The organism is Paraplanobispora siamensis (assembly GCF_016863175.1).
Classification (GTDB): domain Bacteria; phylum Actinomycetota; class Actinomycetes; order Streptosporangiales; family Streptosporangiaceae; genus Planobispora; species Planobispora siamensis.
The window spans coordinates 67468-81411 of sequence record NZ_BOOJ01000021.1; the positions used below are offsets into that span (position 1 = coordinate 67468).

9 protein-coding genes are annotated in these 13944 nt (G+C 71.2%); 3 read left to right on the forward strand and 6 right to left on the reverse strand.

What is annotated here, in order from left to right:
• Position 1: 1 nt before the first annotated feature.
• From Psi01_RS10810 to Psi01_RS10820, 3 genes are all read right to left on the reverse strand, one after another.
• Complete coding sequence (locus Psi01_RS10810) at positions 2-1231, reverse strand: TIR-like protein FxsC (protein WP_204063825.1); 1230 nt, start codon at positions 1229-1231, stop codon at positions 2-4.
• A 95-nt stretch (positions 1232-1326) separates the two neighbouring features.
• Positions 1327-3732 carry an FxsB family cyclophane-forming radical SAM/SPASM peptide maturase gene (locus tag Psi01_RS10815; RefSeq protein ID WP_204063826.1) on the reverse strand — a complete coding sequence of 802 codons (2406 nt, stop codon included), beginning with the start codon at positions 3730-3732 and terminating at the stop codon, positions 1327-1329.
• A gap of 15 nt (positions 3733-3747) precedes the next feature.
• Positions 3748-3921: a hypothetical protein gene (locus Psi01_RS10820; protein ID WP_204063827.1), complete on the reverse strand. Its 174-nt coding sequence runs from the start codon at positions 3919-3921 to the stop codon at positions 3748-3750.
• Between the two features lie 424 nt (positions 3922-4345).
• On the opposite strand from Psi01_RS10820, the gene Psi01_RS10825 reads away from it, so the two are divergent.
• Entirely contained in the window at positions 4346-6334 is a 1989-nt protein-coding gene (locus tag Psi01_RS10825; RefSeq protein ID WP_204063828.1) for a thioredoxin domain-containing protein, read from the forward strand.
• 128 nt (positions 6335-6462) lie between these two features.
• Here Psi01_RS10825 and Psi01_RS10830 read toward each other — a convergent pair whose 3' ends face one another.
• Together Psi01_RS10830 and Psi01_RS10835 are read right to left on the reverse strand one after the other, a co-directional pair.
• Entirely contained in the window at positions 6463-8682 is a 2220-nt protein-coding gene (locus Psi01_RS10830; protein ID WP_239127461.1) for a transglycosylase domain-containing protein, read from the reverse strand.
• Between the two features lie 106 nt (positions 8683-8788).
• Complete coding sequence (locus Psi01_RS10835; protein ID WP_204063829.1) at positions 8789-9268, reverse strand: Lrp/AsnC family transcriptional regulator; 480 nt, start codon at positions 9266-9268, stop codon at positions 8789-8791.
• Positions 9269-9370: 102 nt separating this feature from the next.
• Here Psi01_RS10835 and hppD point away from each other — a divergent pair, with 102 nt between their 5' ends.
• Positions 9371-10480, forward strand: coding sequence for a 4-hydroxyphenylpyruvate dioxygenase (gene hppD, locus Psi01_RS10840; protein ID WP_204063830.1), 1110 nt, complete (start codon positions 9371-9373; stop codon positions 10478-10480).
• Positions 10481-10636: 156 nt separating this feature from the next.
• Positions 10637-12103, forward strand: coding sequence for a M1 family metallopeptidase (locus Psi01_RS10845; protein WP_204063831.1), 1467 nt, complete (start codon positions 10637-10639; stop codon positions 12101-12103).
• A gap of 411 nt (positions 12104-12514) precedes the next feature.
• On the opposite strand, the gene ilvA is transcribed toward Psi01_RS10845, so the two are convergent.
• Positions 12515-13723 carry a threonine ammonia-lyase gene (gene ilvA / locus Psi01_RS10850; protein WP_204063832.1) on the reverse strand — a complete coding sequence of 403 codons (1209 nt, stop codon included), beginning with the start codon at positions 13721-13723 and terminating at the stop codon, positions 12515-12517.
• Positions 13724-13944: the final 221 nt, after the last annotated feature.

Sequence of the window (13944 nt, forward strand, 5' to 3'; positions counted from 1 at the left end):
GTCACTCCTCGGGCCGGGTCAGCTTGGGACGGTCGATCTTCTCTCCCTCGGGGGGATAGGCGGGGGCCCGGTTCAGGTACCGCTGCTCCGCCCTGCGCAGGACGTCGGGCAACATGTTCCGGAAGTCGTCGAACCCGGGGACGTGGGGCCTGGACTCCGGCTCGGCGAGCTTGGCGCCCAGGGCCGCCCGCAGGTCGTGCCTGAGCCGCTCCTGGTGCCGCACCGTCTGGGGGTCGTCCAGGTTCCACGCGACCATGACCGTCACCCACGGCCGTCCCGGCCGGTCCACCGGGCGCAGCGCCCGCCTGCCCTCCTCGCCGGAGGTCGCCCACGGGTCCACCAGGACGACTCCGGGGGCGTGGGAGTCGTCGGCCTCGAGCATCCCCGCGTGCTCGCCCAGCGAGCCGATCTCCGGCAGGAACCCCCGCGAACGTGCCACCTCGGCGACGCAGTCCGCCAGCGGCCTCCTGTCGTCACCGGTGCGGTAGGGGTCCCATTCGGGGGCCGTCTCGCCGTAGTAGACGGGGTCGCGCCCCTCCGGCAGCGACCCGGTGTCGGGCGCGGCCACCGTCACCGTGATCGGCCGCTCGGGGACGCTGTCGGTGAACACGCTCTTGGCCGTGGTGAAGTTCGAGATGCTCCCCCGGGGCATCGGGGTGTTCTCGGCCACCTCGATGATCCGCCGTCCGAGCTCGTGCACGGCGTTCTGGTAGTGCCTCCGGTACTTCTGGAGCTTCATGATCCCGTAGAAGCCCTTGTCCGCGTAGTGCTGTCCGAGGTCGGTGTGGTTGAACTGGATGTCCCGGGCGACCTGGGGCATCGCCTCCAGCCTGACCGGGGTCCACAGGGCGGGGATGATCGCCTCGGGCATCGCCCCGCCCGAGGCGACGTGGTCGCTGGCACGATTCACGAAACAGGCCCACTCCTTGCCGCAGGACTCACTCTCGAAGTAGCGGGGTGAGTACAGGGGGACGAACACCCGGCAGGCGGACAGCTGCTCGGACAGGGCGCGCGGCCAGTTCTCTCCCGTCCGCAGCCCCCGGTCCATGTATCCGGCCGAGCCGGCGGGCACGTTGGTGTGGTGGAGGATGTAGTCGCACAGCGCGCGGAAGAGTCTTTCCACCCACTGGTTGGGATCGCCGGAGCCCGTGCCGTCCAGTGACGGGACATGGGCATAGCTGAGAAAAAAATACGGTCCTTGATAACCCCCCGCAGAGTGCGGCGCAGCCATCCGCCCCCCTTCCCCGGTGAATACTCACTATAGAAACGGGGCGTATATCGGAAAAGTGGCGGCGCTCTGATTTTCGGCTATTTCCGGGGCGGAAATCAGGACCGCGGGGAAACCGCGGCCGTCCACCGCTCCCGGTGGACGCGCGCCGAGCGGGCGGCCTCGGCCTCGGCCGCCGCGGAGACGGGCTCGTCCAGCCACGCCGCGACCGACCGCCGCATCTCCGTCACGAACCTGCCGCCCAGCGGGGTCAGGGCGCCTGAGGCGGCGAGCGTCTCGATCGCCTCGGCCGTGTCCCGCCGCCAGCGGGCGAACTGCGCCTCCGCCCGCCCGGGGTCGGCGTGGCGGCGCACCCTCCAGAAGTCCGTCACCGCGATGTGCGCGTAGGTCCCCTGCAGCAGGCCCTCCAGCGGCCGGGGGTCGTCGCGCCAGGGCGCGTAGAACCGGCGGGTGTCCCCCTCGTCGTACAGGTCGAGGATGTCCAGCACGGCGCCCAGCTTGACGTGCTGGAACTCGTGGACGATGAGCAGCGCGAGCGTGGCGGGGCCGTCGGGCAGAGCCGCCGCGACGGCGCCGAAGGCGTGCCTGGCGGTCGAGCTGACCTCCCGGCCCTCGGGCGCCGGGGCCAGCGGCGTCAGGACGGACAGCCCCACGCGCAGGCCCGGCGCGTAGGCGGGAAGCTCGGACTCGATCAGCGCCCAGGCCTCCGCGAAGGCCCGTTGCCAGGCCGCCACCCGGTCATCGGTGAGGCGGCCGGCGGCCGGCCACTGGTGGCAGTCCCTGAACGGGTCGGTGTCCTCCAGCCCGACGGAGAAGCCGCCCGCCGACAGCCGCCTGACCGGGTGCCAGCCCGGCCACTCACCGGGCGCGAGGGGGTCCAGATCCACCCCGCCGTCCAGCGCGATCCTGCCTCCGGACACCTCCAGCCGCACCGTACGGCCCGCAGGGTGCGCGGCGGAGTCCGTCTCGGGCCACGCCGTACGGCCCGCGGCGGCGGGATCCACGTCCAAGACGCCGAGGGAGGGCAAGTGGACCGCGCCGCCGAGCACCCGGACGTCGAGCGCGGCGGTGACGCCCGCCCGGACCGCCGCGGCGACGGCGATGTTGGCCAGATGCCCCGCGTGTCGGCCATCGCGCAGGCACCCGGCCGCCCAGACCCGTACGTAGGGGTGGGCGAGAACGGCCTCGACCGCGCCGGGATGCGTGCCGTCCAGTCCGGTGATCAGCTCCCAGGCCCGCTCCTGCACCGCACCACCGGCCGGGCCGGTCGCCGCGTTGACCGCCGCCAGCAGGGCGCGCCGCAGGCTGCGCTGCGACTCGGCCAGATGGGTCACCTCGTTCCCTCCGCCGAACCCGGAGGCCAGGGCGTCCAGGGCCGCCGACGGCAGGGTGTGGGTCGGCTCCGACGTCCTGCCGCGGACATGGGTGATCAGCTTGAGCAGGTCGGCGCAGTACACGCTGGGGTTGGCGAACCCCGAGCCGCTCCGGTAACGGTGCGCGTACAGCCCGCCCCCGCAGCTGTCGACCACCGGGCAGGCGCGGCACTGCCCGCACAGGCCCGCCAGGCCCCGCTGGCGGGCCAGCACGCCGGTGTGCCTGGCCACCTCGTCCAAGGTGTCGCGCAGCACGTGCAGGCCGGTGGCCGGCGCCCCGTCGAAAGCCGTCTTGAGCGAGTCGGCCTGCTCGTAGCTCCCGTCGGTCTCGATGACGACCAGATCGGAGGGCTGCAGGCCGAGCGACTCGGTGAGACTGGACCCGCCCCGGGCGGTCGAGATGATCGACTCGAACATCCGGACCGGCGGGGCGCCGCCGTCGGCGGCCCAGAGCTCGAAGATCTCGATCAGCCAGTCGGCGTAGGCGGCCGGCGCCGGACGCGGAGGCGGGACGTCCCAGGTGGCGTGCGGCAGCAGGAAGTCGATGCGGGGCGGTTCCAGCTCCGCCAGCGCGCGATAGACCGCGACAGGATCGTTGGCCACGTCGACGGTGCACAGCAGCCCGGCGTACAGCTCCGGCCGGGCGCGCAGCAGCTCGACCGCGCGCAGCGCCTGGGCGTGGCTGCTGCGCCCGTCGGCGAAGCGCCGGTGACGGTCGTTGGCGGCCCGGTCGCCGTCGAGCGAGACGCCCACCTTGACGCCGCGGGCGGCGAACACCTCGCAGAACCGCTCGTCGAGCAGCACGCCGTTGGTGTGGACGCGCAGGTCGAGCGCGCAGATCCCGTCCAGGTGGCCGCGCAGCTCGGCGGCGATGCGGTCGAGCCGGTCGGGCCCGGCCAGCAGCGGCTCGCCGCCGTGCATCACGACGTGCACCCGGTTCAGGGCGTGCGCCTTGACGTGCTCGGCGATGCGCACGGCCGTCCAGGAGACGGTCTCATCCGAGATCACCTTGGGCCGGCCGCGCCAGCTCTGGTCGGCGTGCTCGTAGACGTAGCAGTGGTCGCACGCCAGGTCGCACCGGCTGTGCACCTTGAGTACGAACTGCCGGAACGGCGTCAAGGGCCTGCTCACGGCGGCCCCCCTGGATCAGATGGAGGAGTTGAACGCGGCCACGGGAACGCGCCGGACCTCCGGCGAGCCGGGGAGGATCCGGCGCACGATGCCGTCGAAATCGGCCCGGCCGACGAGTGAGAGCGGGACGTCACGGAGATCTCTGACGTCGGAGGTGACGTCGGTCTGCTTCTCACCCGATGCGTTCATGGCCTCAAACCGCTCTATCCTCGAACCGCTCTATGCGTTACCGGGACTCGGTGAGGCCCGGCGATTGGATTCCAATCCCGGAGGGGAGCCGTACCGACCTGAGGTGATTCTAGCCTTCCGCCTCGGCCGCCGGCGGGCGACCCTGCGGAGGCAGTGAAGTATTGCACAGGCGTTAGATGTCCGTCACCTCGCTAAAAGGTTAAAAACTGCTTTGTCCGCAAATAAGCACGTTCAACATCAAATAGCATCCGCGTCCTTTTAATGCCGCGACGACCGCCGGACACCCCGTCCTGTCGCCGCGCCCGGTCCGGGCCTTCCCGGTTTACTTGGAGCAAGGCCGGGCCGTAGGGGTAGGAGTCCCACGTCCGGCCCCGCCCGGCCCGCACCGCGGGAAGGCACGCACCACGCACCCAGGAGCGCCTCGATGAACAAGCTGAAGGACGCCACCAGTCCTTACCTGCTGCAGCACGCCGACAACCCGGTCCACTGGTTCGAGTGGGGCCCGGAGGCGTTCGAGGAGGCCGCGCGGCGGGACGCGCCCCTGCTGATCAGCGTGGGCTACTCGGCGTGCCACTGGTGCCATGTCATGGCGCACGAGTCGTTCGAGGACGAGGCCACCGCCGCGCTGATGAACGAGCACTTCGTCAACGTGAAGGTGGACCGTGAGGAGCGCCCCGACGTGGACGCCGTCTACATGGCGGCCACCCAGGCGATGACCGGCCACGGCGGGTGGCCGATGACGGTCTTCGCCACGCCCGAGGGGCACCCCTTCTACACCGGCACCTACTTCCCCCGCCCGCAGTTCCAGCGCCTGCTGACCGCGGTGGCCACCACCTGGAAGGAGGACCGGCAGGGCGTCCTGACGCAGAGTTCCAAGATCGTCGAGGCGCTGGGCGAGCAGACGGCCTTCCCGTCGGGGCCGCTGCCCACGCCGGAGACCCTCACGCGGGCCGTACGGAACCTCGCCTCGTCCTTCGACCCGGTGCACGGCGGGTTCGGCGGGGCGCCCAAGTTCCCGCCGTCCATGGCGCTGGAGTTCCTGCTGCGGTACGGCGCCGCCGGGGGTCCCGAGGCGGGCAGGGCCGTGTCGATGACAGAGCGCACCCTGGAGGCCATGGCCAGGGGCGGGATGTACGACCAGCTCGTCGGCGGGTTCGCCCGCTACAGCGTGGACGCCGAGTGGATCGTGCCGCACTTCGAGAAGATGCTCTACGACAACGCCCTGCTGCTGCGGGTCTACACGCACTGGTGGCGCGCCACGGGCTCGGTCATGGGCAGGCGGGTGGCGCTGGAGACCGCCGACTGGCTGCTGGCCGAGATGAGCACCTCCGAGGGTGGCTTCGCCTCGGCGCTCGACGCCGACAGCGAGGGGGTCGAGGGCAAGTTCTACGTCTGGACCGTGGACGAGCTGGAGGAGCTCCTCGGCGAGGAGGACGGCGACTGGGCCGCCGGGGTCTTCGAGGTCACCGGGGCCGGGACGTTCGAGCACGGCACCTCGGTGCTCCAGCTGCTGTCCGATCCCGACGACCCCGAGCGGTTCGAGCGGGTGCGCTCGGCCCTGCTGGCCGCCCGGGCCCGCCGGGTGCGGCCGGGCCGGGACGACAAGGTGGTCGCGGCCTGGAACGGCCTGGCCGTGGCGGCCCTGGCCGAGGCGGGGGCCCTGTTCGACCGGGCCGACCTGGTCTCGGCCGCGCGGGCGGCGGCCACCCTGCTGGAGGAGGTGCACATGGACGGCGACCGGCTGCTGCGCACCTCGCGCGACGGCCGGGCGGGAGGCAACGCTGGAGTCCTGGAGGACTACGCCGACGTGGCCGAGGGCCTGCTCACCCTCTACGGGGTCACCGGGGAGACCCGATGGTTCCACCGGGCCGAGGCGCTGCTGGAGACCGTGCTCACCCGCTTCTCCGACGGGTCCGGCGGGTTCTTCGACACCGCCGACGACGCCGAGCGCCTCTTCCAGCGCCCGCAGGACCCCACCGACAACGCCACGCCCTCCGGCCAGTTCGCCGCGGCCGGGGCGCTGCTCACCTACGCCGCCCTGACCGGCTCGGCCCGGCACCGGGAGGCCGCCGAGGCCGCGCTGGGCACGGTGAGCGTGCTGGCCGAACGGCACGCCCGCTTCGCGGGCTGGGGCCTGGCCGTGGCGCAGGCCGCCGTCTCCGGCCCCGTCGAGGTCGCCGTGGTCGGCGCGCCCGACGACCCGGCGACCGCGGCCCTGCACCGCGCCGCGCTGACGTCCCCCGCGCCCGGCCTGGTCATCGCCCTCGGCGAGCCCGGTTCCTCCGGCGTCCCCCTCCTGGAGGGCCGCACGCCGGTCGACGGCTCCCCGGCCGCCTACGTCTGCCGCAACTTCACCTGCAGGATGCCCGTCACCACCCCCGCCGACCTGAAGGCGGAGCTGGCCGGCTCCTGAGGCTGATTCCCGGGGCCGGTTCGCGGGACCGGCTCCCGGGATCGGCTCCCGGGGTCGGCTCCTGGTACGGCGGGCGGGTGCGATCCCGGCGCCGTACCGGGGGTGCGGCCTCGGCCGTTTCAGCCGTTTCAGCCGTTGGTGTTGACGTTCCCACCGTCGCCGGTGCCGTCGTTCCCGGACCCGCCGCCGTTCCCGTCTCCGCCGGTGCCGTCGTTCCCGGTCCCGCCGTTTCCGTCCCCGCCGGTCCCGCCGCCACCGGTGCCGTCGTCGTTGCCGGTGCCGTCGTTCCCGTCGCCGCCGGTGCCGTCGTCGTTGCCGGTTCCGTCACCGCCGTTCCCGTTCCCGTCCGGGTCGGGGGCCGTCGTCGGGCCGGGGTCGGGGGCGGCCGTCTGCTCGGGGGTCGCGGGAGGAGCGGTGTCGCCCTGGTCGCCGTAGTCGCCGTAGTTCCCGTAGCCGCCGTCGTTGTACGGACGGTCGCCGGTGGAGGGCGCGTAGCCGTAGTCGGAGGGCTTGGGGAACTGCTTGACGGGCTTGCCCTCCATCGCCTCGGTCATGAACGCGCGCCAGATCTGGGCGGGGTACTGCCCGCCGTACTGGACGCTCCCGCCCACCACCACCGGCTTGTTGTCGTCGCGGAACATGTTCACGGCGACGGAGAGCTGCGGGGTGTACCCGGTGAACCAGGCGGACGCCGACTTGTCGGTGGTGCCGGTCTTGCCGGCCACCGGGCGGTCGTAGAGACGGGCGGCGGTGCCGGTGCCGCCCGTGACGACCTGGGTCAGCGTGTAGGTGACGTCGGCCGCGGTCGTCTCGGAGAAGACCTGCTGACCCTTGTCCGTGATCCTGATCCGCTCGTCGCCGTCGATGATCGAGCGGATCACGTGGGGCGAGCGGTGCACGCCGTTCGCGGCGAAGGTGGCGAAGCCGGCGGCGTTCTGCACGGCGCTCACCGAGCTCACGCCCAGCGGCAGCGTCGCGGCGTCCTCGTGCGGGGTGATCTGGTCGACGGGGATGCCCGCGTCCTCGGCGGCCTCGGCGACCTTCTCCAGGCCGACCCGCTGGCCGATGTCGACGAACGCGGTGTTCACCGAGTGGCGCATGGCGGTGATCAGGTTGACCTGGCCGTAGGAGGCGCCGCCCGAGTTGGGGATCGGGTGGCCGGGGTCGGAGGCGACCCGCATGGGCGAGTTGCCGTAGACCCGGGTGCCCAGCTTGAGGCCGTTCTCCAGACCCGCGGCCAGCGCGTACGCCTTGAACGTGGACCCGGCCTGCACCTCGGCGGAGAAGGAGTTGTCGAACTTGTTGGCCTTGTAGCTGCGCCCGCCGTAGAAGGCGAGGACCTCGCCGGTGGCGGGGTCGACGGCGGCCAGGCCGGTGCGCACCTTCGGCGAGGTGCCCTCGGGCAGGACCGAGGTGACGGCCTGCTCCGCGGTCTCCATCAGCTTCTTGTCGAAGGTCGAGATGATCTTCAGGCCGCCCTGGTTGACCATCTCGTCGGTGTATCCGCGCTTCCTGAGCTCGGCCATGATCTGGTCGAGCATGTAGCCCTCCTGGCCCTCGGGCGTGAAGACCGCCTTCGGCTCCTTCAGGACGGGGAACTTGACCTTGGCGGCCTCGGCCGGGGTGAGCGCGCCGGTCTGCACCATGCCGTCGATCACCCACTGCCAGCGCTGCTTTGCCGCGGTCAGGTCGGCGCCCTTGGGGTCGGCGAAGCGCGACGGCTGCTGGATCACCGCGGCGAGGTAGGCGCCCTCGGCCACGGTCAGCTTGCCGACGTCCTTGCGGAAGTAGGCGTCGGCGGCGGCCTGGACGCCGTTGGCGCCCCGGCCGAAGTAGATCGTGTTGAGGTACTGCTCCAGGACCCAGTCCTTGCTCTCGGACCTGTCCACCTTCAGGGAGATCATGATCTCTTTGAGCTTGCGGACCGCGGACCGCTCCTGGCTGAGGCCGCTGTAGTAGTTGCGGACCATCTGCTGGGTGATCGTCGAACCGCCCTGCAGCTGCTTGCCGGTGACGGTGGACCACATCGCGCGGGCGGTCCCCTTCAGGGACACGCCGCTGTCCTCGTAGAACGAGCGGTTCTCGGCCGCGATGACCGCGTCCCTGAGGCCCTTGGGAACGTCCTTCAGCTGCACGTTCCTGCGGTTGACGCCCTGCTTGGCCAGGACGGTCTTGCCGTCGCGGTAGTAGATCACCGATCCCTGCGCGGTCGCGGCGGACTGTGTGCTGTCCGGGATGGGGGTCATCGCCCACGCGACGGCGAACAAGCCGATCATCGCGACGAAGCCGACCCCGAAGGTGATGATCGCGGCCCGCAGGACCCTTCTCCCGCGACTGCCCTTCCCCACCTGTGACACACCCCCTGATCCAGGCCGCGCGACCCCCGTCAGCCCTGCGAACCGTTATTGCTAAACGACGGACGGCGACGGGGGATTCCCACCTCAGAACCTACGGTCAGCTTCGTTCCCTGCGCGGGACATCTCTCACCAACGGCAGGATCCGGTATGGCACGGGGGTGTCCAGGGCGATCACCGAGGAGGTCCTGACCACTCCCTGCACCTCGACGATCCGGTCGATGACCTGCTGAAGGTCGGCGTTGCTGCGCGCCACCACCCGGCAGTGCATGTCGTCTCCGCCGGTGATGGTGTGCACCTCCAGCACCTGCGGGATCTTCGCGAGCTGGTCGGCGACCGGGTCGTGCCCGCTGATCTGACGGATCTGAAGAGTGACGAACGCCATGACGTCGTAGCCGAGCGCCGCGGGGGCGACGTCGGGCCCGAACCCGGTGATCACCCCCCGGGCGGTCAGCCGGTCGAGCCTGGCCTGGACCGTGCCCCGGGCCACGCCGAGCCGCCGCGAGCACTCCAGCACGCCCAGCCGGGGCTCCTCCGCCAGCAGGGCGATGAGCCGGGCGTCCAGCTGATCAATCGTCATGATGTACAGATCCTCCGCGCTGACCGGTCAGTAGCTATACAGATTGTCCACCGAAATAAGTAACCCTTGCACAGGCAATCCAATGAAACAGACAGTGTCTGCATGAGTGACGTCTTTCCCGTGAACGGCATGGACGCCGTGGTCTTCGCCGTCGGCAACGCCAAGCAGGCCGCCCACTACTACTCCACCGCGTTCGGCATGCGGCTCGTGGCCTACAAGGGCCCGGAGACCGGCAGCCGTGACGAGGTGGCCTATGTCCTCACCTCAGGCAGCGCCCGCTTCGAGCTCCGCGGCGCCGTACGGGCCGGAACCGACATCGCCCGGCACGTGACCGAGCACGGCGACGGCGTGATCGACCTGGCCATCGAGGTCCCGGACGTGGAGGCGGCCTACGCCCACGCGCTCGCCCAGGGCGCCAAGGGCCTGGCGGAGCCGTACACGCTGGAGGACGACCACGGCAAGGTCGTCATGGCGGCGATCGCCACCTACGGCGAGACCCGGCACACGCTGGTCGACCGCTCCAACTACAGCGGGCCGTACCTGCCCGGCTACGTCGCCGCCGAGCCGATCGTCGCCCCGCCCGCGGTGAAGAACGGCCGGCTGTTCCAGGCCGTCGACCACTGCGTCGGCAACGTGGAGCTCGGCAAGATGGACGAGTGGGTGGAGTTCTACAAGAAGGTCATGGGCTTCACCAACATGGCGGAGTTCATCGGCGACGACATCGCCACCGAGTACTCCGCCCTGATGTCCAAGGTCGTCGCGGACGGCACCCGCAAGGTGAAGTTCCCGCTCAACGAGCCGGCCGTCGCCAAGAAGAAGTCGCAGATCGACGAGTATCTGGAGTTCTACGGCGGCCCCGGCGTGCAGCACATCGCCCTGGCCACCAACGACATCCTGACCACGGTCGACCACATGCGGGCGGCCGGGGTGCAGTTCCTGGACACGCCCGACTCCTACTACGACGACCCGGAGCTGCGCGCCCGCATCGGCGAGGTCCGGGCTCCGATCGAGGAGCTGAAGAAGCGCAGGATCCTGGTCGACCGCGACGAGGACGGCTACCTGCTGCAGATCTTCACCAAGCCGGTGCAGGACCGTCCCACGGTGTTCTTCGAGCTCATCGAGCGGCACGGCTCGCTGGGCTTCGGCAAGGGCAACTTCAAGGCGCTGTTCGAGGCCATCGAGCGCGAGCAGGAGCGCCGCGGCAACCTGTGACGCGGACACAGACGTCCCCGACTTGCTCCCGGCTCCTTTTTCCCGGCTCACCGTGACGGTGTCCCCGTCACGGTGAGTACCGGACCGGGCGTGCTGGCGTAGGCTGGTCAGCCTGTGTCCCGGCACGGCCCGGGCCGGGAAGGGGACCTCTCAACCATGCTGTCGGGTCGGCCGGTCATCGCGGCAACCACCGTCCTGCTGTGCGCGCTCGCCTGCTCCCCCGACGGGACCGGCGAGTCCGCACCGGCCACCGCGAGGCCCTCCGGTGCCGCGACCGCCCCCTCCCCGGGCGCCACGGCTTCCTCCGGGGGTCCCGCCTCCCCCGGCGCGCCCGGGATCGGCGACCCCGACTTCCCCACCGACGGCAACGGCGGCTACGACGCCGAGCGCTACCGGCTCACGATCGGCTACGAACCGGACTCCCGGCAGCTGTCCGGGGTGGCGGTGATCGAGGCCAGGGCCACCCAGGCGCTGTCCCGCTTCAACCTCGACCTGTCCGGGTTCACGGTCGGCGAGATCACGGTGGACGACAGGCCCGCCACCTTCGAGCGCTCCGGCGACGAGCTCAGCGTGACCCCCTCCCGGCCGATCGGCGACCGGGAGGCGTTCACCGTCAAGGTCGTCTACTCCGGAGAGCCCCGGCCGGTCAGGAACTCCTCCAACCTCGGCACCTACGGCTTCATCCCGACCCGGGACGGCGCCTTCGTCACCTGCGAGCCCAACGGCGCCAAGACCTGGTTCCCCGTCAACGACCACCCCTCCGACAAGGCCCTGTACGACTTCGAGATCACCGTCCCCGCCGGGCTGACCGCGCTGGCCAACGGGGAGATGGTCGGCAGGCCGAGGACCTCCGGCGGTAAGACGACCTACGTCTGGCGGGAGAACCACCCGATGGTGAGCTATCTGGCCACCATGACCCTGGGCCGGTTCGAGCTCCGCGAGGGCGAGACCGCCTCCGGCATCAAGAACCTGGCCGCCGTGGACCCGCGCTTCGGCTCCTCCCTGAACAAGCTCTACAGGCTCTCGGGAGAGATCACCGACTACTGGGCCACGGTGTTCGGCCCCTACCCGTTCTCCTCAACCGGCGGGGTGGTGGACGACTTCTCCGCCGGATACGCGCTGGAGAACCAGACCAAGCCCATGTACGGCGGCTTCGACCCCGACGAGGACATCATCGCCCACGAGCTCGCCCACCAGTGGTTCGGCAACAGCCTGAGCATCACCCGGTGGAAGGACCTGTGGCTCAACGAGGGCTTCGCCACCTACGCCGAGTGGCTCTGGTCGGAGCACAAGGGCGACTCCACCGCCGAGGAGATCTTCCGCCGCCACTACGCGGCCGACGACGACGACCCGATCTGGGCCTACGCCCCCGGCCGCGCCCAGCCCGACGACCTGTTCAACAACTCGGTCTACACCCGCGGCGGCATGACCCTGCACGCCCTCCGCCAGCGCATCGGCGACCAGGTCTTCTTCGAACTGCTCAAGACCTGGAACGCCGAGCACGAGCACGGCAACGTGACCACCGAGCAGTTCACGGCCCTGGCCGAGAAGCTCTCCGGCAAGCAGCTCGACGCCCTGTTCGACGCCTGGCTCTTCCAGTCCCGCAAACCCGCCACCTGGTGACCCCCGGAGGCGTGTAGGCCCACCCGTGGGGCGCGTCCGCGGCCGGTCGGGTGTCGCCCACTCCAGCTGCGCCGCACGACAACCGAGCCTGCTCGCGATGTCGAGACGCCCACGACGAAAGGGTGATGAGGATCTCTGCACGACCACCGGCCTCACCACCCCGACCGGCCCTTCCCTGAGCACGAGCCACCACCGGCCCTCCCCGGACACGGACCCACCACCGGCCCTCCCCGGACACGGACCCACCACCGGCCCTCCCCGGACACGGACCCACCACCCCGTGGTTCCGTACCGTCCGCATCCAGCCCGGCCCGGCCCACCGTCCCCCGGCGCCGGTACGGCGAGGCGTGAACGCGGGCGTTCCCGGCGGCGCCGTACGGCGGGCGACCCACCGAGCGGCGACGCGGGGGATCAGGTGGCGATGGGACGGTAGCCCTGTTTGCGGAGCACGCCGAGCACCTCGTCCGCGTGCTCGGGCCCCCGGGTCTCCAGTTGGAGCTGGACCTCGACCTCGCCCAGGTCGGCGCCGACCCGCTCGTGCGCGATGTCCAGCACGTTCGCGCGCAGCTCCGCCACCTCGGCCATCAGCGCCGCCAGCGTGCCCGGCCGGTCGGGCAGCGAGATCCGCAGGGTCAGGTAACGTCCCGCCGCGGCCAGGCCGTGCCGGAGCACCTTGGCCAGCAGGAGCGGGTCGATGTTGCCCCCGGAGAGCACGGCCGCCACCGGCGGCTCGAAGACCTCGGGGTGGGCCAGGACCGCGGCCACCGACACCACCCCGGCGGGCTCGACGACCTGCTTGGCCCGCTCCAGGCACAGCACCAGCGCCCGGGAGATCTCCTGCTCGGTGACCGTGACCACGGTGTCGACCAGATAGTGGATCAGCTCGAAGGGCAACTCCCCGGGCAGGCCCACCGCGATGCCGTCCGCCATCGTGCCGGCGGGCTGGACCACGACCGGCTGCCCGGCCGCCAGCGAAGCCGGATAGGCGGCTGCCCGCTCGGCCTGCACACCGACGATCCGTACCCCGGGCCGCAACGACTTGACCGCGAGCGCGACCCCGGCGGCCAGGCCCCCGCCGCCGATCGACACCGCGATCGTGCCGACCTCGGGCAGCTGGTCCAGGATCTCCAGCCCGATCGTGCCCTGTCCCGCGATGACGTCGGGATGGTCGAAGGGATGGATGAACACCGCACCGGTCCGTTCCGCGTGCTCCCTGGCCCGCGCCAGCGCGATGTCCACGGTGTGCCCGGCGAAGACCACTGCGGCGCCGTAGGACCGGGTCGCCGCCACCTTGGGCAGCGGCGCCCCCTCCGGCATGTAGACCGTCGACTTGGTCCCGACCAGGCCCGAGCCGAGCGCCACGCCTTGCGCGTGGTTGCCCGCACTGGCCGCGACCACGCCCCGTCCCAGCTCCTCCTCGGTCAACCGGGCGATCCGCACGTAGGCGCCGCGCACCTTGAAGGAGCCGGACCTCTGAAGGTTCTCGCACTTGAGGTGTACGGGCCCGCCGAGAAGGCTGGAGAGCACGTGCGAGTGCACCACCGGGGTCCGCACGGCGACATCGGCCAGGAGCTCACGGGCGGCGACCACATCCTCGAAGGTCACCTGCGGTGTCGACATGCGGGCCATCATCCCACCACGTGAGATGCGTTCCGTGCTGCGCTCCGTGAAGAAGGCGAACAGCCCGAGGGTGCAGGGATGACGGCACCGGTTCGGCAGTGCATATCGGGTCGTGAGCCCACCCGTGAAGCGCGTCCACGGCGGGCCGCGTGTCGCCCACCCGGCTGCGCCTCACGACAGACGAACCCACCCAGGGCACTACGACGCCGACCGCCCCGACG